This window comes from Bacillus capparidis (assembly GCF_017832095.1).
GTDB lineage: Bacteria > Bacillota > Bacilli > Bacillales > Bacillaceae > Bacillus > Bacillus gobiensis.
Genome location: NZ_JAFDST010000007.1, coordinates 188,933 through 209,566 on the forward strand (window position 1 = coordinate 188,933; position 20,634 = coordinate 209,566).

Sequence of the window (20,634 nt, forward strand, 5' to 3'; positions counted from 1 at the left end):
TTTGAAAACGCTATCACATGGGATTTACAATTAATTTATAGCATGACTATATAAAGGAGCCTTTGGACCTTTTAATAGGTAAGCAATTGGGTTGCTGCTGGATACTTGCTGGAAGGCAGAAATCGAAAGGAGTAGAAATTATGACTGACCGATATTCAGAAATAGACGAGGTAATCTCATATATTCATCAAAATATTTTTGAACCCATTTCTCTTTCTCGGTTGGCTGGTCATGTAGCTTATAGTCCGTACCATCTCACGCGCATTTTTAAAGAAAGAATTGGACTCCCGCCATTATACTATGTTTCTTCCCTTCGTCTGCAAAAGGCAAAAGAAATGTTATTGCGGACTGATTTAAGTGTGCGAGATATCGGGTTGGACATCGGTCAACAAAGTCTGGGGACATTTACCACTCGATTTACGGAACGGGTAGGTGTGACGCCGTCTCAGTTTCGCAACTCGACACAGCAAGCTGACAACCACTTTCAATCCTTAAAGAGGCTCAGCGATTGGCAAATGTCATATCCTGCTGCAACTCAGCATGTCAGAGTAGTAGAAGGGACTGTCCAAGCAGAAATTCCTTTTGAGGGCGTCATCCTAATCGGCTTATTCCCTAAACCAATTCCTGAAGGCCCCCCATTATACGGAACGCTGCTTCCTTCTTTGGGTAATTTTTGCTTTCCGAACGTTAAACCGGGCACTTATTACCTTATGGCGACATCGATACCCTGGGGGATGCAGCCTACGGATATTCTACTTCCATATTCAACCTTACGTACCCGATCAAAGGAGCCGATCATCGTTGATCACGATACTTCACTTTTACATCAAAAGGTTATGCTTCGTGCTCCCCGCTTGGACGATCCGCCAATCCTGATTTCTCTTCCACTGTTGATGAATAATTACCTTAAACGAGTTCGCCAAATTAGCAATCAATAAAAAATCAAATGAAATGTCGCAAGTTAGACTAGTTTGGAAACATAATGACCAAGACTGGCGCTGTCGAGTCCAAAGCTTTGTTAAGTTTAGTCTTGATCATCCAAAGTAATAACTACATTTCCCTTTTTGTGTCCTTTTTCTACATATCTATGAGCCTCGGGTATTTGTTCCAGCGGATAGCGTTTATCAATGACCGGTTTTATCTTTCCTGACTCTATAAGCTCTTTGAGGAAAATTAAATCTTCAGTTCGTTCCTTTGCTATCCCCTGCCCTTCAACTGATACATATGTCCCATTCGGAGTCAGTGCTTTCTTGCAATTTGATTTTGAGATTTTCCCTACTGCATCAAAGATGAGATCATAACGTTCTTCTCTTTTTGAAAAATCCTCTTTCGTATAATCTATTACCTTATCGGCTCCAAGCGATTTCACCAATTCAAAATTTGCAGCACTGCATACCCCGGTAACTTCTGTCCCAAAGCATTTAGCAAGCTGTACCGCGGAAGTCCCTACTGCACCGGAAGCCCCATAAATAAGAACTTTTTGTCCGTCCCGGATATTTCCTTTTCTAAGAAAATGCAGTGCTGAGGTTCCCCCAAAAGAAACAGCAGCTGCTTCCTCATAGGTCACATTAACAGGTTTTAATGCCACAGCCCTGTTTTCAGACAAACACGTGTATTCGGCATAAGCCCCAAAATTCATTCCCGTCATGGCAAAAATTTGGTCACCTACTTTAAATTGTTTCACACTCTTCCCAATTTCCTCTATCTCCCCAGCTAGCTCCACGCCAAGTATTGGTTTTCTCGGTTTTCTCAGACCCAAAAATATTCGCATGGGGACCCATAACAAAAGAGGACAATTGAACCTCCTGACTCTTATGTCCCCTGAAGCTACTGTTGTTGCATGAACTCTTACCAGTATTTCATTGTCCTTTGGAGCAGGTTTTTCTACCTCTTTGAGTTTCAGAACATCGGGTGAACCGTATTTTGTGCAAACAATTGCTTTCATAACTATCCTCCTTAATTTCTTTAAACTATAGTGATCAACTTTTCCTAACTCCAAATCACCTTCAACAATTCACGATTAAATTTCTCCCGCTCTTCATAAAACAAACCATGTCCGCTCATTTCGAATGGGACTAAAGCTGAATATGGAATGGAAGCCTTCATTTGCAATGCGAGCTCAAATGGACAAATCCGATCCTTTTTTCCATGCAAGATATAAGTCGGGGCATGGATATGTTTTAAATCTGGTCGTAAATCTTCATCTCGCAATGAAACGGCAGTATGGATCGTCGAATGGCCTGCTGCATCTAAGTTTAATCCGAAAACCATGTTTGAAAGCTGTCGCTTATCGGGTTTGCAAAAAATAATTTACCGAATTCAGCTAGCATTTTTGGCCGATCCTCATAGGCTTGTTTGATTAATTTATTGACCTCTTCCACAGGCATACCATATGGGGAATCAGGTCTCCGTGTAAAAACCGGCGCTGCAGCACCTGCTAAAATCAGTTGACGAATACGTCCCTTCCCATGCCTGCTAGTGTAACGAATCGCTATTGCTCCACCCATTGAAAACCCTACAAGTGTAAACGACGTTAACCTTAAAGCATCAACTACATTTTTTATATCATCAGCCAACCGGTAATAGGAATAACCGCAAAACGGTCGGTCAGACCTTCCAAATCCTCTTAAATCAATGCCAATACACCGAACTCCGTAGGTCGGCAGAACATCAAACTGATATTCAAACATTTTATGATTCAGGGGCCAGCCATGGATAAAGAGAACGGGCCTTCCTTTTCCGATATCTTCAACAAACAGCTTTGTCCCTTGATCCGTTCTTACATAGTACCCCATGTGAAACACCCCTTTATGGCATTTTATGCATGGAGATTTCAATCATGAGTACTGATGCTATAGGAGTCGTAATAACTCGTTTCAGTAAGCTGAAACTTCGGGGAATCAGACGGAGACTCTACCTATGTGTCCAGGGGGCTATAATTCTCAAAAATTAATTTTCATACGAACAATTCCTGAAAGTGTGATGTGACGAAAAATATTTGATGATCCCTGCTATATTACAAGATTTATGTGTATCTCCCCTTAGATGGTTCGCAGCTACTTAAGTGGCAATGCTTCATCTATGGAGGAGAGATGGTTGAATACTACTTTGATATTTAACTAACACCTGTAAAATGATATAATCAATCTATTCATTTCCAGAGGTGGTAGGTTATTCTTATTTTCAGACGTTTTCTATTATTATTGATTCTTATTTGTATGGTAGCAGGGTGCAGTGAGAATGCTTCAAACCAATCGAAGCAAATGAATATCGATCAATCAAAGCTTACTGCAACAGAAAAAAACCTCTTAACGTTGATGGGTACGGGTTCAATAATGGCCACAATCAATCATGTTCCAAACGATTTGAAGTCGATTACGGTTTATGCTGAGCATCATCATGAAGGAAAACTTGTGGATACAATTGATGCCATGACTATTTCATTCGATGAAAAATATCCGGCACCTAAAGAATTAAAACTTGCTTACCTGAACTTCGATATTGAAAAAAAATCCTATCTGAAATTTGGAATCTTAGAGGAAAATGGAGTTTCCTCCGCAGGACCAGTTCTTATCTCAAATGGTTTTAGTGAGCATGGGATTAGCGGAATGGCACAGATGCCTCAAAACGTGGAGTACGGAGAGCCGATGCTAATAGGATTTAGCATACGTGATAAAGGAGATAATCTATCAATCGAGAGCTCAATTACAAACAAATCGAAAGATAGTCTGCTAAAATACGACGATGCCGTCCTTTATTATGCCAAATTGGATAAGTAAACATCATTCAACCAGCTTCTTAGATAGAAGCTGGTTGAATTGTGCAAAAGTAATACTTCTTTTTAATTGTTATCCATATCGCTTTCTTTATTCATGTCGCCGCAGTTTCCCATTTCGTTTTCCTTACTCATATCGTCTGAGTTAGAGTCGCCCGTTCCGCTACTCCCGCAAGCCCCTAAAAACATCACACCTGTTAATGACATCATCATGAGTAAAGCTTTCAAAGTTTTCATTTTTTCTTCTCTCCTTTATTCCTTTGATATGCTTCGTCATAAAGAGTAAATCTTACTTCTATAAAAACAAAGTCTTAAAAAAGTCTTACATTTTTATAAAATAATCAGGCAATGCTCTACATCTATTAGTCCTCTAATATTTCTTTATTTTTATTATAGGATCGCTTAAGAGAAATATAGCTTGATAAAAACATGAAAAAACCACTTAGAAGAACAAATAAAATTTCTCTTGTGCCAGGTATTCTATAAAACAACAAATAAAGCACTAAAAAAATCACGACAAAACTAATTGATTTAAAGATAATCAGCTTTTTCTCCCTCTGAAATGCTTTTTCAGTAGCTATTTCCGTAAATTCAATCCCGGAAAATGTATATCTTCCTCCCACATAAAGGAGAAAAGTGATGATGCATATTCCTATAACGTGATCCGTTCCAAGATCCCAACTAGGAAACATTTGAACTAAACCAAATAAAATGATAAGAACAACTAAAAGGACGAGTGAAGATTCAGCGAAAAAATATACCATTTTCTGTTTCTTATATTCGTCATTTGGCAGCAAAATTGAGATCCATGATTTTTTCATCTTAATCAACCTCCCAAAATAAATCATCCAGCGTTTTGTCTAATTCCTTTGCTATCGCTACGCAGAGCTGAAGACTTGGATTGTACTGCCCTTTTTCAATTAAACCGATAGTCTGTCGAGTCGCCTTCACCCGACGAGCTAATTGTTCCTGCGTCAATGATTTTTCAACGCGTGCGAGTTTTACTCTATTTTTCACACACTCACCTACTATGGAATTTATATACTACTAAAAGTAACATATATATTACTTTATGTAATTTATATGTTACATATAATTTGGAATCAAGTCAAATAAAGCATTTAGAATATTTAATAAAAGTGCTCTCAAGACAGAAAAAAACCTCCTTTAGGAAGTTTTTTTCAGATAATATATCTACTGAATCTTAGAAAAGTCCTTTTCATATCTCGATGCTGGCTTTGGCAAACCTAAATTCTCTCGCAATGTCGTTCCTTCATACTCCTCGCGGAACAATCCTCTTTCCTGGAGAATTGGCACAACCTTTTCAACAAATTCAACCAGCAAATCAGAGTAGTAGGGAAACATTAAATTAAATCCGTCTGCTCCGCTGTTACGGAACCATTTTTCTAATTTGTCGGCAATTTGAATCGGACTTCCGAAAATCATCCGGTGCCCCCGGGAACCAGCTACCCGCTTATATAGCTGCCTGATTGTGAGGTTCTCTCTTCGTGCTAAATCAATAATCAGCTGCCGTCTGCTTTGATTTCCGTTAGTCGAAGGTATTTTCTCCGGAAGCGGGCCATCCAGCGGGTATTTTGAAAAATCAATGCCTCCCAGATAATCCGATAGAAAATCGAGCCCAACTTCAGGCACAATCAAATCTTGAAGCTCTTCAAATTTTGCCCGGGCTTCCTCTTCTGTCTCTCCAATAATAGGCGTAATCCCTGGAAGAATCAGGACGTGATCAGCATTTCGTCCTGCGCTTCTCACTTTGTTTTTTACTTTTTGATAAAATTTCTGTGCCTCTTCTAACGTTTGCTGTGCGGTGAAAATAACTTCTGCCGTTTCTGATGCGAGTTGAATGCCTGAATCAGAAGAACCGGCTTGAATGATCACCGGATGCCCTTGAACTGATTTGGAAGCATTAAGCGGCCCTTTTACAGAAAAATAAGTACCATTATGATTCAGAGTATGCAGATTTTCTCTGTCAAAATATACTCCGGTCTCCTTATTTCTGACTAACGCATCTTCATCCCAGCTGTCCCATAACCCTAAGACGACATCGACAAATTCTCGTGCCCGTTCGTATCTCGTCTCATGGTCTAAATGCTGTTTTCTGCTGAAATTGCTTGCTTCCCCCTCATAATAGGAAGTCACCACATTCCAGGCAGACCTCCCGCTGCTCATATGATCAATCGAGGCAAATTTTCTGGCGATATGAAAAGGTTCATTGTATGTGGTTGATGCTGTTGCGGCAAGCCCGATGTTTTTCGTCACCATAGAAAGAGCTCCAAGCAAAGTTAATGGCTCAAATCGAACAAGTTCTGAAGGATGCGACAACTCATTAATGGAAAGCCCGTCACTCATAAAAAGCATATCTAATTTTCCTGCTTCAGCGATCTTTGCCGTTTCGGTGTAGAATTCAATGCTTTCGTAGGCGTCTGCCCTTACATTTGGATGCCTCCACGAAGCAATATGGTGGCCTGCTCCCATCAAGAAAAGCCCCAGCTTCATTTTTCGTTTCGCCATTTATATACTCCTTTTACTTAATTTTTTGATAAGCCGGATTCCATTTCAACAAATATCGTTCAAGCAATTTGGCTAATGAGTCAGCCGCTTTCCCTAATAATGCATAAAGAAGAATTGCCAGAACAACGACATCCAGCTGCATAAACTCTCTAGCATTCATAGCCATGTAACCGATACCGGAGCTTGCTGCCACAGTCTCTGCTACGATTAACGTGATCCACATGACACCAAGGGCATATCGGATGCCAACTAAAATAGAAGGAAGGCCTCCGGCGAAGATCACTTTCGAAAACAGATGATATTTCGATAACTCATACACCTTTCCCATCTCGATTAATCCTTTGTCAACCGTACGAATCCCATGATACGTATTAATATAAATCGGAAAGAAAACGCCGATGGATACAAGGAAAACTTTCGCTTCCTCTCCTACACCAAACCATAAAATAACGATTGGGATTAAGGAAAGATGAGGGATGTTGCGAAGCATCTGAATCGTTGTATCTAAATGTTTTTGGGCGAAAGGAGAAACTCCGTTTAAAAGCCCTAGCACGAGGCCGAGCCCTCCTCCGATCAGAAAGCCTGCAAAAGCTCTGGAAAAGCTTACTTGAACATTTGCAAACAGCGCCCCCGATTGGGCTTGCCCGATGCCGGCAAGTACAACTTCCGCCGGAGATGGCAGGATATTTTCGGCAAGCAATCCAATCGATGAAGTAAACTGCCACAGCAGAAGCAATATCAAAGGAATCAGCCATGGGGCAAACTGATTATATAGGTTCGAAGTGCGTTTGTATTTCACCTGGGTTTCCTCCTTTTTTAAACTATGGCTGCCAAATATAATCTTCTATTTTTATAGATTTCTTTATTAACTGAATTCTCTTAAGCTCTTTTACTTGTTGCGTTAAATCATCAATTGCCTGCTGATCGATAATCACAGCATTCGAGTCTTTTCGCTTCAGCACATTTATCCATGTTTCAGCCGGTATTTTCGTATTTGTTTCAAGTACTTTTGCGGCCTCTTGAGGGTTTTCATTTATGCCTTTCCCTGCTTTATTCAGATGATCAACAACTTTTTGCACGACCTCCGGGTTCTCTTCTGCTATCCTACTCGTACTAAAATAAAAAGAACGAAAAGGTACGATACCTTCTGCCGTTGATATGATTTTATTGCCTTTCGCTTCTGAGACCGTCAAGTAAGGATCCCAAACGACCCATGCATCTACATCGCCTTTTTCAAATGCAATACTGGCATCCGGAGGGTTCAAAATAACCGAATTCACGTCATCTATGGTTAGTCCTGCAGATGATAAAGTTTGATTTAATAGATATTGGGCAATGGACGCCTGGTTGTAAGCTACCTTTTTCCCTTTTAAATCCTTAATCGACTGAATCGCAGAATCACCTCTTACAAGAATCCCTTCCGTATTTGGCGCGGACGGCTCACTGGCAATATATTTAAAATCCATCCCCTTTGAAAGTGCCATAATGGATGGGGCATCTCCCGCATTTGCAAAATCAATGCTTCCGGCATTCAACGCTTCTAGTATCGAGCTTGCCGTGCTAAATTCAGACCACGCTACTTGATAACCATCTTGATTCAGTTCTTTTTCCAATTCCTTTTTTTCTTTCAGCAGCAATGTCGTGCCGTTTTTTTGATAGCCAATTTTTATGGTCCCTTTAGTTTCTGCGTTGGAATTCCCGCTCCCGCAGGCCGACAGGGTTAAGGTGAACAAGAAAATGAAAACGAAAAAAATTGTTATTTTTACGTGACTCCTCTTCTTCATACGATTTTCTCCTAATCAACTGTTTTTTTATCTGGCTGCCATACAAATTGTTGAATTTTTGCCCGCTTTTCTGTCAGTTTTGCTTTTTGCAAGCCATCAGCCTGCCTTTGAAGCTCATTTATCATCGTTTGGTCGATATAATTAACATCGGATTTCTTTCTTTTTAAGACATTAATCCATATCTCTTCAGGTAAATTTGTAGCCTCAGACAAGAGGGATGCTGCTTCTGTCGGATCTTCATTAATCTCTTGACCAGCAGCGGCAAGCTCCTCTACTACTTTATGAACAACCTCTTTGTCATTTTTAATTACGGAAGAGGAAGCCATAAAAAGCGTTCGATTTTCGACTATCCCTGCTGAATTTTGAAGAACTTTGTTTCCTTTGCTTTCTGATGAAGCTAAATATGGATCCCAAATAACCCATGCGTCGACTTCTCCCTGCTCAAATGCTAAGCTGGCATCTGGAGGGTTTAAATAAACAGACTCAACATCTTCCATGCTTAGACCGGCATCCTCTAGCGCTTCATTTAAAAAATACTGTGAAATTGAGGCTTTATTATAAGCGACTCGTTTTCCTTTTAAATCTTTTATGGACTTTATGTTTGAATCGTTTTTTATTAAAATGCCTTCTGATGAAGGTGAAGCCGGACCGCCGGCAATATATTTCAGGTCCATTCCTTTTGAAGCAGCAAATACGGAAGGAGTGTCGCCTGCAGTAGCAAAGTCAATGCTGCCGGCATTTAGCGCTTCTAAAATGGACGCTCCGGTGTTAAATTCAGACCATTCGACTTTGTATCCAAGCTTCCCCAGCTCATCTTCCAGTTTTTTTTCGCTTTTTAGCAGCAAAATGGGACCGCTTTTTTGATAGCCGATTCGGATCGTTTCTTTCCGGCCATCCCCATTACTTGTATTATTTTGTCCGCAAGCGACAAGCAGTATCAATGCTAGAACAACTACGACAGTCGTTTGCTTCTTCCATAGATTTCTCTTACGTTTCACAGATATCCCTCCGAAAGATAAAATAGTTAGATCAATGCCTTCTCTTTAAGCCTCGAATGAACCCTTGGAATAACAAGCTCACCAATTTGTTCGATCGTTTCCAGATGGGGGAATCCGCGTAAAAGAACTTTATCAAACCCTAGATTCACATATTCTATCAATCTATCTGCGACTTGATCAGGTGTCCCGACCAAAGCAATCGAGTTTCCTGAAATAACTTGAGTCAATCCTGCCCAAAGATTAGGGCCGATGATAAAATTATTTTCTTTACCCTGCTCCATCAGTTGATGCAGCCTCTTTACACCTGTTGAGTCTCCTTCTTTTTTCGTTTGTTCGCTTTTTTTCGAAGCGAGCTCTGGAGAAAGCTTGCTGACCAGACGATTGGCATTGTTCCAAGCCTCCTCCTCCGTCTCACCCAAAATAACTTGAAACGAAATGCTGTAGCTTAGTTGTCTATCTTTTTCTTTCGCAAGTTTTTTCATCTCATTTATTCTTTCCCGTGAATTTTCAAGGGTTTCCCCCCACATCATGTATACATCTGAATCCTCAGCTGCAACTTGTTTCCCAATTTCAGAAGCTCCTCCGAAATAGATTTCTGGTCTTGGCTTTTGTACCGGTTTTGGAAATAACGATGCATTTTTTAAAGTGAAAAATTCTCCTTCGTGATCAAAACCGTCCTCTGTGAAAAGTCTTTTTAATACTTGGATATATTCTTTTGTTCGTTTGTATCTGGATGTATGATCAAGAAAGTCACCATCGCTGGCAAGTTCTTTTGGCTGGCCACCAGTCACGATATTCACCCTGGCTCTTCCGCCTGACCAATAATCAACCGTTGCAAATTGCTTTGCAAAAACGGCCGGCTGGGTAGATCCTGGCCGAACGGCAAATAAGAAATTAAGGTTTTCCGTATATGCAGTTAGATTGGCAGCAACTGAAAGTGAATCAAGACAGCTTCCCCCGGTTGGGAGCAGCAAAGTTGAGAAGCCTCCCTTTTCAGCAGCCTGTGCCACTGCACGAATATATTCAAGCGTAGGCGGACGTTCTGCACTCTCATCGCTTGCCGTCCAGCCATCGATTCTTTGCGCATTTGTATTTGACGTTCCTACATACGTTCCATCTCCAGAAGTAGGAGCCATTGTGATAAATTCAACCATTATTATCCTCCTTAACCAATTCGTTAACTAGGCTTTTTGTCTGTGCAAAAGCGGATCAGCAACGTTTTCTTTGCCAAAGACAGTTGCCAATACCTTTTCTTCCAGCTGTGCAAATAAAGGATGCGAACGTTGACGAGGACGCGGCAGTGTGACTTTTACATCCATCTTTATAACGCCTTCCTCAATGAGAATGACCCGATCCGCAAGTGCTATCGCTTCACTGACGTCATGTGTAACAAGCAATGAAGTATAGCCCTGTTCCAGCCAAAGCTTCTCTACAAAGGCCTGCATCTCAATTCTGGTTAATGCATCCAAAGCCCCGAGAGGTTCATCCAGCAGCAATAGCTGCGGTTTTGCTGCCAGCGCTCTTGCCAAGGCAACCCTTTGCTTTTGTCCCCCGGATAAAACGGATGGCCAATCACCTGCCCGATTTTTTAACCCTACCTGCTCAAGGGCGCTTTCGGCTTTTGGCTTCCAATTTTTCTTTAATCCAAGACCGACTCCGACATTTTCAAGAACGCTTACCCAAGGCAAAAGCCTGTCATCCTGAAACATAAACCTTGCTTTCTTATTCGGACCTTTTATTTTTTTGCCTTCCTGCAAAATGCTGCCGCTTGATTCTTCTTCTAAACCGGCCACATGACGAAGAAGTGTGCTTTTTCCACAGCCGCTTTTTCCGACAATCGCGACGAATTCGCCCGGAGAGATTTCGATGTCAATTCCTTTCAGGACGTCTACATTTCCAAATGTTTTTCTCAGTTGGTTGATTTTCAGATGCACACCGTTTGTTTTTTTATTCATCCCAGCCACCTCTGCAAGTTTTAGTTACTCGGAACAACCTCTTTTTCTGGTAACTCCTTTTGCAAATGAATCGTTTTTGCTGTTAATTGCTTTTGAAATTCAGAAAATGATAAATTGGACGCAATGTTGTAAAATGATACGTTTTCATCCTTTGCTTTCCTATAAGAAAGTTCACAAAATGTCTCAGGCGGAGCAGCAAACGCTGTTGCACCATTTTCGACTGCAAGCTTTAAAGCCGCTCCTCTTCTTCCTTCCTTAATATCCATTGCAGGATTTCGGAAGTCTTGAAATTCTTCCGTTTCCTCTCTGTAAATCCTCACGATTACTCCCTCGGTAATGGGTTTAATGATCTCATTTTGGTCAAGTGTACAAGCAATAATCATCTGCAATCCCTTCCTCATATAATGTTTAGTATTCTCATCGGATTAATAATAACTACTATAACTCAACCTATGAATTTTGTATAATTGAAAAAAGTGAACAATAAATTCATAAAAAATGAATTTTTAGCAACAGAGATTCCAGAAACATAGATTGTACTAGTGAGAACTACAAAAGATGCTCCCTTTCCTCCTTTCAATTTGTCCGTCCACTCGAGATCAAGATTATTCCAATTTTTCTGTCGCAAGGTTTTCTGTAAGCAGCTGAATGAGGCTTTCCATCGCTTTTCCTGTATAAGAACGTTCTTCATTTCTAAGCATCCCTACTGTCAGTGCTTTCCTGAAATCAGAAATTTCCCTGACAACCGTTCCTTCTGGAGGAGGAGTAACCGTTATGAGAGGAACTGCTGCAATACCGAAACCGGCCTGGGCATAAAACTTTAAAGCTGGCATATGGCTAATTTCCATTTGATAATTTGGACGGATTCCTTTATCGATCATCTGCTTTTCTAAATTTCTACGAAAAGGGCATACAGCGGTAGTGATTAATATTTCTTCGTTTTCTATATCTTTCAGTGTAATAGTTTCCTGTCCCCCCAGTTGTTCATTTTCCGGGATGAGCAAAGCGATGCTCTCTGAAAAGAGAGGGGTAAAATGCATTCCTGAAGAAAGATCAGGAGCCGTGCAAATGGCCAGATCAATTTCGTCTGATTTCACCATTTTGCTAAGTGTTTTGCTGTTTTCTATCTGGATGCTGACCTGAATCTTTGGAAAGGCTTTGATAAACGGCTTTAAGAGATTGGGGATTCGATAGCTTGCAGTAGGCTCCATTGCACCGATTCTGATCATTCCCGATTCTCCGTTGATCAATTCCGACATCGCTTCCTGAAGATTCTCAAAATCCTTCAATAGCAGCTCTCCCTTCCTATTCAACAGCTTCCCTGCTTGCGTAAGATGCAATCCTTTTTCCCGTTCGAATAACTTTGTACCTAAATCGGATTCGAGCTTTTTTATATGGGTGGTTATGGTCGACTGGGCATATTTCAGTTCCGATGCAGCTTTGTTGAAACTTCCATATTTCACTATCGTTTGAAACGTTTTAATTGATCGGATATCCATTTTAGTCACCTTCATTTTCATTATTTTCATATCTATTTACTTGGTTTTTATATGTATTCTACTATAAACATAATGTCATCTGGAACGAATAAAGCCACCCCTAACAGAGTGCACAGTAAAAAATATGAAAATGAAAAAGATTGCCACACTTAGCCAAGCTAGGGTAAAGGTGTGGCTATCTATATCGATTTAATAGTTCATTAAAATTTCCATCGATTAAGAACCCATAAAAAAAGCATGTCGAGAAAAATACCCCTTTCTCGACATGCTGAAGAAAATGCCGATATCTTTCCGGCATTTTCTTTTTAGCACTCATTCATTTTATTTTTTATTTTCTTGAATGGTTAACTGTCCTTGTTCAAGAATACTGTTTTTTTCAACAGATGTTTCTGATCCGTTATTGCTCAACAAAAAGCTCGGTGCAAAAGTTGAGTGACGGTCTGGATAGTACCCCCTGTGACAAAAAACACCTTTTTTAACACTTTATACAATTTGCCCACTTTCCTGCCGCCACTTTTCCAAAGTAAGCTTAATGATGAAATAGCTTATTTCTTCAGAAACGTTTTCTTTGAGGGGCTTCAGCTTTTCTTTTCCGACTTTTTCAACCGCTTCTTTTATTTGTGCTTCGATTTGGTAAGTTATTATTCTCTCCCAGTCAATAGAATGACCTTCACTTATGCAGCGAAGCAAATGGCTTCCCGCTGTTTCTTCCGTTATTTCACGGGCTTCTGCGAGCTCTTTTATCGACATGCCCTCTTGGAACATCTTATACGTCTCAAGGTGGGAAGGTTCATCGGTCGGCGTTCTTTTTTTGCTCGGTTTGCTTGTCATCACTGCTTCTGATTTTCGATTCCGATCTGGGTTTTCGGCACAGAAGGTTTGAATTTCTTCGATGAAGCGTTCTCCATACCTTTGCCTTTTTTGCTCACCGACACCTTTTACATTTAGAAAATCTTGAGGGTTGTCCGGAAGCTTTGCGCACATATCACGCAATGTGACATCTGAAAAAACGACAAACGGAGGAACATTTTCTTCTTCTGCGATGCTTTTTCTGACCGCCCGCAAATGGTTGAACAATTCATCGTCTTCCACAAGCTGTGAAGTTTGCATTCTAGCTTTTCGTTCGACGCCAGACTTCCCTAACAAAACTTCTTTCCCCTTTTCCGTTACATAAAGTGTTGGATATTGTCCCGTTGTTGCTCCAAGGTATAATTCTGAAGTTAAAAATTCGATAAACTCATTGACCTCTTGCAAGGATTTGTCCTTCATCATGCCATAAGTTGTGAGCTTGTCAAAGCCGGCTTCTACCACTTTCTTATTTCTTGAGCCAGTCAACACCTGAGAAATAAAGGTTTTCCCAAACCGTGCCCCCATTCTGATCAAGCACGACATCACCATTTGCGCTTCCCGGGTGACATCTGTCAGCTCGCGTTCATCCGTACAGCTGCTGCACTGCCCGCAATCCTCCGGTGATTGTTCACCAAAATAACGAAGAATAAACGCCTGAAGGCAACCTTCCGTATGGCAATAATCCATCATTTGCCGAAGCTTCTCAAGCTGCTGGATTTGCCGGCTTTCATTTGTGGTTGACTGCTCAATTAAAAATCGCTGGATTTGCACGTCCTGAGCGGAATATAGCAAAATGCATTCACTATCCGCACCATCCCGGCCAGCCCTGCCAGCTTCCTGATAGTAGCTCTCCATATCCTTTGGCATTTGATAATGAATTACATATCGTATATTTGATTTATCAATTCCCATCCCGAATGCCGATGTAGCCACCATAATCGTTATATTATCCTGAAGAAAATCCTCCTGCTCCCGCAGCCTTTCCTCATCATTCATCCCGGCATGGTAACGTCCTGCCCGAATACCTTTAATACGTAAAGCCTGGGAAATCCGATCGGCTTCCTTGCGGGTTGCCGTATAAATAATGCCCGATTCATCCTTATTTGTTTTGATATAATTTTCAAGATAGCGCATTTTATCCTCGCCTTTTACGAGCTGAAACGATAGATTACTGCGGGCGAAGCCGGTAGATACGACCTGGGAAGCGTCAATATGAAGCAGACGGCAAATATCGTCACTGACCTGTGGGGTTGCCGTTGCAGTCAAAGCCAAAATGACAGGATCTCCGGGTAAAGCATTCAGCATTTCCTTAATATTCATATAGCTTGGCCTGAAATCATGTCCCCATTGGGAAATACAATGAGCTTCGTCTACGGCAATAAGTGGAATCTCGAGCTGCTTGATTTCCTGCAAAAATTCAGGTGATTGCAGACGTTCCGGAGCAATGTACAATAACTTGTATCTCCCCTGCTTCGTTTCTGAAAGCCTGATTCTCATTTCCTGATATGAGAGAGAGCTATTAATATAGGAAGCTGGAATTCCGGCTACGTTCAGAGCATCCACCTGATCCTTCATTAGCGAAATGAGAGGGGAGATGACGAGGGTAGTGCCTGGGAGCTGCAGGGCCGGAATTTGATAGCATATCGATTTTCCGCCTCCAGTCGGCATAATGCATGCAGAATTCCGTTTTTTTTCTAAAACATTTGAAATGACTTTTTCCTGCCCCGGCCGAAATGAAGAATAACCGAAATAGTTTTGTAAATCTTGCCTTACCTTTGTCAGCACGTAATAGTTCCTCCTTCGTGCCTCTTTACACGCACAATAATCTTTTTCTTATGATGACACGATGCAGATATTTTTTCAAATCGCCAATACGAGATTTTGAAACTGGATAAAGCTATTTACGATTTCACTTCATTCAACCAGTCCGTTTCAGACATTACCCTAAATCCTTCTTTTTTCAATAAAGCAGTTGTCACACCGTTCCCAGCAAGCTGTTCTCCAGTAAACGTTCCATTATAGATCATAGAGCTTCCGCACGAGGGGCTGTTTTCTTTCAATACGACGGTCTCTGCTTTCATTTCTCTTGCAATCGTTAACGTTTTCTTCGCGCCTTCTATGTACTGAGATGTCACATCGTTTCCAGACTTATCAATCACCTTGGCACTGCCTGCCAGAACATCTTCTCCTGTACCGCCAACGATTTCAGCCGGTTCTCTCGGAGTAGAAAATCCTCCTAACAATTCAGGGCAAACCATCTTTGCTTTCCTTTGCTGAATCAGCTGTTCGATTTCTTCAACAAATCGATTGTTTCCGTCATATCTGCAATTTTCTCCTGCCAGGCACGAGCTTACAAGAATCATGGTTTTATCCCCCTTCAAAATTTCTTTCTTGAAAAAACAGGCGAAGTTCTTTATCTAGTTTACCTAATTTATCGACAGCTTCGGAGTATTTCCAGAAAATTATCTTCAGTATTTATAATTAATGACAGTTCAACTCATAATAAGATGGTATGAATCATGAGGACGGGATGAGATGGATTTTATTCACGGACAAGAAACGTTAACTTCAATCGAATGGATTCTAAGAGCCGTTATTTCGTTTTTCTTCTTGTTAATTGCTGCAAAAATGATGGGACAGCGATCAATTTCTCAACTGAGGCTGTTGGATTTTGTCATGGCTCTGCTGCTTGGAAACATAATTGCCCATCCGCTTTCAGATGAACAACTAGGATTAAAGGGTTCTATGTTAACGACGGGCACTGTGGTTGTTTTATATGCCTGCACATGGTTTTTGCATCTTAAATGGAGCGTAGTCCGAAAATTTCTTGAGCCTTCGCCGCATCCTCTCATTAAGAATGGTCATATCCTTTATAAAGAATTATCGAAAGCAAGGATTACGCTTGACTTTTTGCTTTCCGAACTGAGAAAACAAAAAATTGATGATCCCGGAAAGGTCGCTCTTGCCTTATGGGAACCGGATGGGACGATTTCCTTCTTTTTGTTCCCAAAGTATGAATCATTAACACCGGCGGATATAAATTTGCCTCCCCACGTTTTTGAACTTCCGAAAATGATCATCCGGGAAGGGAAAATTGATTGGAAGCATCTAAAGGAAGCCGGTAAAGACGAAGCTTGGCTGAGGAAAAAAATCAATGATACTGATATCAAAAATATTTTATTAGCCACGATTGATCACAACGATCGCTTAAAAATCTTTTTATATAAATAAGACGGTAATAAATGGCTAAAGGTTTTAATAAAAAAAGCCTTGGAGACACCCAAGACTTTTTTACGAACTCTCTTTATACCACTTGCGAAGCTGATTTATATGGGCCTGATGGTATCTATTATGGTCTGCCATATGCCAGATACCCCATTTGATTGTCGCCCCATCTGCGTATTGGACTCGGGTTTCTAAGTCTGCGTCTTTTATTTGCTGACAAGCTTGTTCAAATTGGCGAAAAACAAAGTCGTAATCCTCCAGCAACGAAGATAATGGGACACCTTCGATACTTGGAAGCCTTCCGTTATCATCCACCTCAGGTCCGTATTTTTTCTCGAGATGATCCAGCAGCGTTTCCCCTTGGATACGATACACCCACTTTACGTCGACATAAGCCAAATGCTTCAATAACTGGGCCGTGCTATTCAATTCCCCATTTGTTCCTTTAAAATCCAGCTCTGACTGTGTCATGCCGTTAACAATTGACTTTAATCGGCGATAATTATTCTCCACCATGGCATATAGCATTCCGACGTTTTTCTCCATCAGTGGTGTTCCTTTCAAATCCAAAATCATCTTTTTCCTCCTTCAGCAGCCTTTACCAGGAGAGGTAGTTCTATTAAATCTTCAATGACGGCATCGGCATTCGCTCCACTCCAGCTGCTGTCTTTTTTCCATATGCATTGCATTCCTGCCCGCTTTGCTGCGTTCACGTCGTTTTCCGGATGATCACCGACAAAAACGCTTTCCTCCGGAGATACCTCCAGCTGCTCCAAAGCTCTACGAAAAATTTTTGCATCAGGCTTCTTAATTCCTTCCCATTCTGATATTAGAATGGTATCAAAATAATCTTTAATACCAAGTGCGACAATATTGTCCATCTGAAATTGCCCTTTTCCATTTGTGATCATGCCCAGTTGAAGGGACTCACTTTTTAATGTTTTCAGCATTTGAATGAGATTTGGAAAGGGCACACAGCTGTGCTTAAAATGTGTGAGGTAATCCTCCAAAAAGCCTTCCCATGTCATCTTTTCTATTTGAAATTCCTGAACCAATTGCTGATATACCTTGTCCTTCCATACGTATCCGTGGGCATCTAATTCTATAAATCTTGTAGTATATGTATCTTTCGGAATATGTGAGAGAACGTGATGATGTCTACTGTATTGATCAGCGATGACCAGTTTCACGGATTCATCCCGGTCAAGAAGCGTGCCATCCAGATCGAATAACACCGCTTTAATCATCCGTTTTCCACCTCGATCGTATCCGCTGTTTTTTCTTCGAAGCAAATATTTACCGTACGCTGGTTTGCCCGGGTTCGATGGATAGTTCCAGCTGGAATGACGATTGTGTCATTTGGTTTAAGAATGACGGTTTTCCGATCCTGAAAATCAATTTGCAGCTCACCTTCTAAAACCATGAAAAATTCATCCGACGAGGAATGGTAGTGCCATTTATAATTCCCCTGAAAAACGGCAATTCGGACACAGTGATCATTTACATCCGAAACGACGAAATTTTTATATTGCTCAGTTATGTCTTTTGTTAAGTCTATTAGGTTCATCTTTTCTGTCATTTCGTTTCTCTCCTCTGTTTGCTTTGCATCATAGAATAAGCATAATTTGTCAGAAAAAAGAAAGCAACTCTACCAATGTAAAAACCGTTCGCAAAATGATTGCGAACGGTTATTTGCTCCTTAATTAATCCAATAATCCTACCATTTTAAGCCCTTGCAAGATTCCATCCTCATCCACAGATGAAGTGATATGCTTAGCAGCTTTTTTCGCTTCTTCATGGGCATTTCCCATAGCAACACTGTTTTTGACTTTTGATAACATTTCTACATCATTTAATCCATCGCCAAAAGCATAGACGTTGTCTTCGTCAATTTTAAGTATGTCAATTATTTTTTGGATTCCTTTCGCTTTGGAACCCCCGTGTGGAACGACATCAACAGAGACAGGATGCCAGCGGACAAAATCAAACTCTTTATATTTTTGTTCATATTCGCTTTCTTCTTTTCCTTGACAGAATAATAACGATTGATAAATTTCTCTTCCTTCAAAGTATTTAGGATCATGAGAAGGGAATTGCAAGATCTTTAATGAATCAATGCTTTCAACAATATGGTCATGGTGCGGGACGTTTGATTTCATGTCTTCATGATCCATGTATACAATCGGATGGTTATTTAATACTGCTGTTTCAGTTAAAGATTTCAATGCTTCTTTATTGAGCGGATTGGTATAGAGGACTTCGCCTTTAAATACGACGTACTGTCCGTTATAACTGACAAACGTCTCAATATCCAGCTCTTTTCGAAGGTCTTCATACATAAAAGGTGCTCGTCCAGTGGCAATTGCGACTTCATGGCCTTTCTCTTTTAATTGCTGTATCGCTTGCTTGGTTGAAGCAGGTAATTTTTTATCATGGTCATAAAGCGTTCCGTCAATGTCAAAAAAGATGATTTGCTGCGTCATTTAGCCACCTCATAATTTGTTATATGTAAGATTCATTATTAATACTAGTAGATGAAGCCTGAAAAAACAAGATGATCAGATCCACGGGGGCTGACTTTTCCTATAGCTCCGTCATTATCTTCAGAGCATTCGTTTTATCATGGATTGCTTTTTCATATTGCCTTCCGCTCTTAATCATTGACGTTTTTAGTTCCGCATGACTTACGGATAATTAATTGTAACGGCAATGAGGCTGTAACTATTTCTCCTGTTGATTTCAATTTATTCAAAGCGCGCACCGCCAGCCTACCCATTTCAAAAGCAGGCTGAGAAACGATCGTAAACGGCGGGTCACTGATCTCCTGCCAAGGATGATCGTCAAAGCCAATAAAACCAATATCCCGCGGAATGGAAAGCCGTAATTCTTTTATCGCTTTTACAGCTCCAATCATTAATAAATGGTTGGTCACAAAAAATGCAGTGGGCGGGGAAGGCAGATTCATCATGTTTATGACCGCTTGATATCCCCCATCGATTTGCGCTTTCGTTCCCGTATAATCTCCTCCATACCGAATAAGCTTTTCATCTGCTTTGATTTGAGCGCTTTTTAACGCATCAATATAGCCTTGCTTTCGTTGGACAGTCGTGCTTATCCCCGGAGAAGCTAAAATGAGACCGATCCGTTTATGACCATTGCGAAGCAGCATTTTTGTGGCTTTGTAGCTGCCTTCTACATTGTCAGCCTTAATAATCGGAAGCTCCGCATTGTGCAATTCACGATCAATAAGAACGATTGGTGCACTGCTGAAATCGATTGGAATCTCTAGAGTATCAGTGGCAGGGGCAAGTATAATACCGCTTACTTGCTGGGCCGATAACAGCTTGATTAATTGGTTTTGCCTTGCCGAACTTTCCTCTGACGCAGCCGCCACAACCTGCCAATCATAAAGCTCGCATTCTTCTTGAATCCCGTTTAATATTTCTGTAAAAAAAGGGTTGTTATCGGGCACGACCAAACCAATTAGCTTGCTTTCACCCTTCTTTAAGCTTCTCGCAGATTCATTCCTAGAATAACCTAGCTTCTTAATCGCCTCATTGACACGCTGAATCGTTTTCTCGCTTGCCTCACTTTTATGGTTTAACACATTGGAGACGGTGGCGATTGAAACATTGGCCACCTTCGCCACATCATAAAGCGTCGGTTTTTTCTTCATTCGATTGGATCTTCCTTTATCTGCATAGTTAGAAAGAACGATGATGGTATGAATTTACCGTGCTCAAGCACTGATTATGAGCGATTTTGACTGGGATATGCGCGATCTTTCTGATTTATAAGCGATCTTGGACCGATATGCGCGATCTTTTCGGTTTATGAGCGATCTTGATCCTGTTATGCGCGATCTTTTCGGTTTATGAGCGATCTTGATCCTGTTATGCGCGATCTTTCTGATTTATAAGCGATTTTGGACCGATATGCGCGATCTTTTCGGTTTATGAGCGATCTTGATCCTGTTATGCGCGATCTTTTCGGTTTATGAGCGATCTTGATCCTGTTATG

At 40.9% G+C, this 20,634-nt stretch carries 22 protein-coding genes and 2 pseudogenes; 3 read left to right on the top strand and 21 right to left on the bottom strand.

The genetic code is table 11. The features are described from left to right. Nucleotides 1-140: 140 nt before the first annotated feature. Nucleotides 141-938, top strand: a complete 798-nt coding sequence (locus tag JOC74_RS21400; protein WP_053601989.1) for a helix-turn-helix transcriptional regulator — start codon at nucleotides 141-143, stop codon at nucleotides 936-938. Nucleotides 939-1,024: 86 nt separating this feature from the next. Here JOC74_RS21400 and JOC74_RS21405 read toward each other — a convergent pair whose 3' ends face one another. Together JOC74_RS21405 and JOC74_RS21410 are read right to left on the bottom strand one after the other, a co-directional pair. Continuing rightward, nucleotides 1,025-1,945 carry an NAD(P)-dependent alcohol dehydrogenase gene (locus JOC74_RS21405; protein WP_053601988.1) on the bottom strand — a complete coding sequence of 307 codons (921 nt, stop codon included), beginning with the start codon at nucleotides 1,943-1,945 and terminating at the stop codon, nucleotides 1,025-1,027. A gap of 44 nt (nucleotides 1,946-1,989) precedes the next feature. Beyond that, nucleotides 1,990-2,795: pseudogene (locus tag JOC74_RS21410) on the bottom strand (alpha/beta fold hydrolase). A 423-nt stretch (nucleotides 2,796-3,218) separates the two neighbouring features. Here JOC74_RS21410 and JOC74_RS21415 point away from each other — a divergent pair. Continuing rightward, the gene (locus JOC74_RS21415) at nucleotides 3,219-3,779 is read left to right on the top strand and encodes a YgaN family protein (RefSeq protein ID WP_148564294.1); all 561 of its coding nucleotides are present in this window, start codon (nucleotides 3,219-3,221) and stop codon (nucleotides 3,777-3,779) included. Between the two features lie 62 nt (nucleotides 3,780-3,841). On the opposite strand, the gene JOC74_RS21420 is transcribed toward JOC74_RS21415, so the two are convergent. The 14 genes and pseudogenes from JOC74_RS21420 to JOC74_RS21480 all read right to left on the bottom strand — a co-directional run bounded on the left by JOC74_RS21420 (nucleotide 3,842) and on the right by JOC74_RS21480 (nucleotide 15,752). Continuing rightward, nucleotides 3,842-4,012: a hypothetical protein gene (locus tag JOC74_RS21420; protein ID WP_158320279.1), complete on the bottom strand. Its 171-nt coding sequence runs from the start codon at nucleotides 4,010-4,012 to the stop codon at nucleotides 3,842-3,844. Between the two features lie 125 nt (nucleotides 4,013-4,137). Continuing rightward, complete coding sequence (locus tag JOC74_RS21425; RefSeq protein ID WP_053601986.1) at nucleotides 4,138-4,596, bottom strand: hypothetical protein; 459 nt, start codon at nucleotides 4,594-4,596, stop codon at nucleotides 4,138-4,140. 1 nt (nucleotide 4,597) lies between these two features. After that, on the bottom strand, nucleotides 4,598-4,792 hold the full coding sequence (locus JOC74_RS21430; RefSeq protein ID WP_053601985.1) for a helix-turn-helix transcriptional regulator: 195 nt from the start codon (nucleotides 4,790-4,792) through the stop codon (nucleotides 4,598-4,600). 177 nt (nucleotides 4,793-4,969) lie between these two features. Beyond that, complete coding sequence (locus tag JOC74_RS21435) at nucleotides 4,970-6,304, bottom strand: LLM class flavin-dependent oxidoreductase (RefSeq protein WP_053601984.1); 1,335 nt, start codon at nucleotides 6,302-6,304, stop codon at nucleotides 4,970-4,972. Between the two features lie 13 nt (nucleotides 6,305-6,317). After that, nucleotides 6,318-7,103, bottom strand: a complete 786-nt coding sequence (locus tag JOC74_RS21440; RefSeq protein ID WP_053601983.1) for an ABC transporter permease subunit — start codon at nucleotides 7,101-7,103, stop codon at nucleotides 6,318-6,320. Nucleotides 7,104-7,125: 22 nt separating this feature from the next. Next, nucleotides 7,126-8,088 carry an aliphatic sulfonate ABC transporter substrate-binding protein gene (locus JOC74_RS21445; RefSeq protein WP_053601982.1) on the bottom strand — a complete coding sequence of 321 codons (963 nt, stop codon included), beginning with the start codon at nucleotides 8,086-8,088 and terminating at the stop codon, nucleotides 7,126-7,128. A gap of 11 nt (nucleotides 8,089-8,099) precedes the next feature. Further along, nucleotides 8,100-9,086: an aliphatic sulfonate ABC transporter substrate-binding protein gene (locus JOC74_RS21450; protein WP_082363626.1), complete on the bottom strand. Its 987-nt coding sequence runs from the start codon at nucleotides 9,084-9,086 to the stop codon at nucleotides 8,100-8,102. A 26-nt stretch (nucleotides 9,087-9,112) separates the two neighbouring features. Continuing rightward, nucleotides 9,113-10,240, bottom strand: coding sequence for an LLM class flavin-dependent oxidoreductase (locus JOC74_RS21455; RefSeq protein ID WP_053601980.1), 1,128 nt, complete (start codon nucleotides 10,238-10,240; stop codon nucleotides 9,113-9,115). A 27-nt stretch (nucleotides 10,241-10,267) separates the two neighbouring features. Further along, nucleotides 10,268-11,041, bottom strand: a complete 774-nt coding sequence (locus JOC74_RS21460) for an ATP-binding cassette domain-containing protein (RefSeq protein ID WP_053601979.1) — start codon at nucleotides 11,039-11,041, stop codon at nucleotides 10,268-10,270. 20 nt (nucleotides 11,042-11,061) lie between these two features. After that, nucleotides 11,062-11,424 (bottom strand): hypothetical protein, encoded by a 363-nt coding sequence (locus tag JOC74_RS21465; protein WP_053601978.1) that lies wholly within the window; start codon nucleotides 11,422-11,424, stop codon nucleotides 11,062-11,064. Nucleotides 11,425-11,646: 222 nt separating this feature from the next. Beyond that, nucleotides 11,647-12,540, bottom strand: a complete 894-nt coding sequence (locus tag JOC74_RS21470; protein WP_053601977.1) for a LysR family transcriptional regulator — start codon at nucleotides 12,538-12,540, stop codon at nucleotides 11,647-11,649. Nucleotides 12,541-12,861: 321 nt separating this feature from the next. Then, nucleotides 12,862-12,999: pseudogene (locus JOC74_RS24395) on the bottom strand (hypothetical protein); the annotation flags it as partial. A 24-nt stretch (nucleotides 13,000-13,023) separates the two neighbouring features. After that, nucleotides 13,024-15,174: a DNA helicase RecQ gene (gene recQ / locus JOC74_RS21475; RefSeq protein WP_053601976.1), complete on the bottom strand. Its 2,151-nt coding sequence runs from the start codon at nucleotides 15,172-15,174 to the stop codon at nucleotides 13,024-13,026. 116 nt (nucleotides 15,175-15,290) lie between these two features. After that, a complete protein-coding gene (locus JOC74_RS21480) occupies nucleotides 15,291-15,752 on the bottom strand; it encodes a 2-thiouracil desulfurase family protein (protein WP_053601975.1) in 462 nt (153 codons plus the stop codon). 172 nt (nucleotides 15,753-15,924) lie between these two features. Here JOC74_RS21480 and JOC74_RS21485 point away from each other — a divergent pair, with 172 nt between their 5' ends. Next, nucleotides 15,925-16,620, top strand: a complete 696-nt coding sequence (locus JOC74_RS21485; RefSeq protein ID WP_053601974.1) for a DUF421 domain-containing protein — start codon at nucleotides 15,925-15,927, stop codon at nucleotides 16,618-16,620. 60 nt (nucleotides 16,621-16,680) lie between these two features. Here the strand turns inward: JOC74_RS21485 and JOC74_RS21490 are convergent, their stop codons facing one another. The 5 genes from JOC74_RS21490 to JOC74_RS21510 form a co-directional block, all read right to left on the bottom strand. Beyond that, nucleotides 16,681-17,190 carry a DinB family protein gene (locus tag JOC74_RS21490; protein ID WP_192841127.1) on the bottom strand — a complete coding sequence of 170 codons (510 nt, stop codon included), beginning with the start codon at nucleotides 17,188-17,190 and terminating at the stop codon, nucleotides 16,681-16,683. Next, complete coding sequence (locus tag JOC74_RS21495; protein WP_053601973.1) at nucleotides 17,187-17,861, bottom strand: HAD family hydrolase; 675 nt, start codon at nucleotides 17,859-17,861, stop codon at nucleotides 17,187-17,189. Before JOC74_RS21495 ends, JOC74_RS21490 begins: the two co-directional genes overlap by 4 nt. Continuing rightward, the gene (locus tag JOC74_RS21500; protein ID WP_053601972.1) at nucleotides 17,858-18,193 is read right to left on the bottom strand and encodes a cupin domain-containing protein; all 336 of its coding nucleotides are present in this window, start codon (nucleotides 18,191-18,193) and stop codon (nucleotides 17,858-17,860) included. The genes JOC74_RS21495 and JOC74_RS21500 overlap by 4 nt, the downstream gene beginning before the upstream one ends. 124 nt (nucleotides 18,194-18,317) lie before the next feature. Next, nucleotides 18,318-19,097: a Cof-type HAD-IIB family hydrolase gene (locus tag JOC74_RS21505; protein WP_053601971.1), complete on the bottom strand. Its 780-nt coding sequence runs from the start codon at nucleotides 19,095-19,097 to the stop codon at nucleotides 18,318-18,320. Between the two features lie 170 nt (nucleotides 19,098-19,267). Continuing rightward, nucleotides 19,268-20,290, bottom strand: a complete 1,023-nt coding sequence (locus JOC74_RS21510) for a LacI family DNA-binding transcriptional regulator (protein ID WP_211086317.1) — start codon at nucleotides 20,288-20,290, stop codon at nucleotides 19,268-19,270. Nucleotides 20,291-20,634 lie beyond the last annotated feature (344 nt).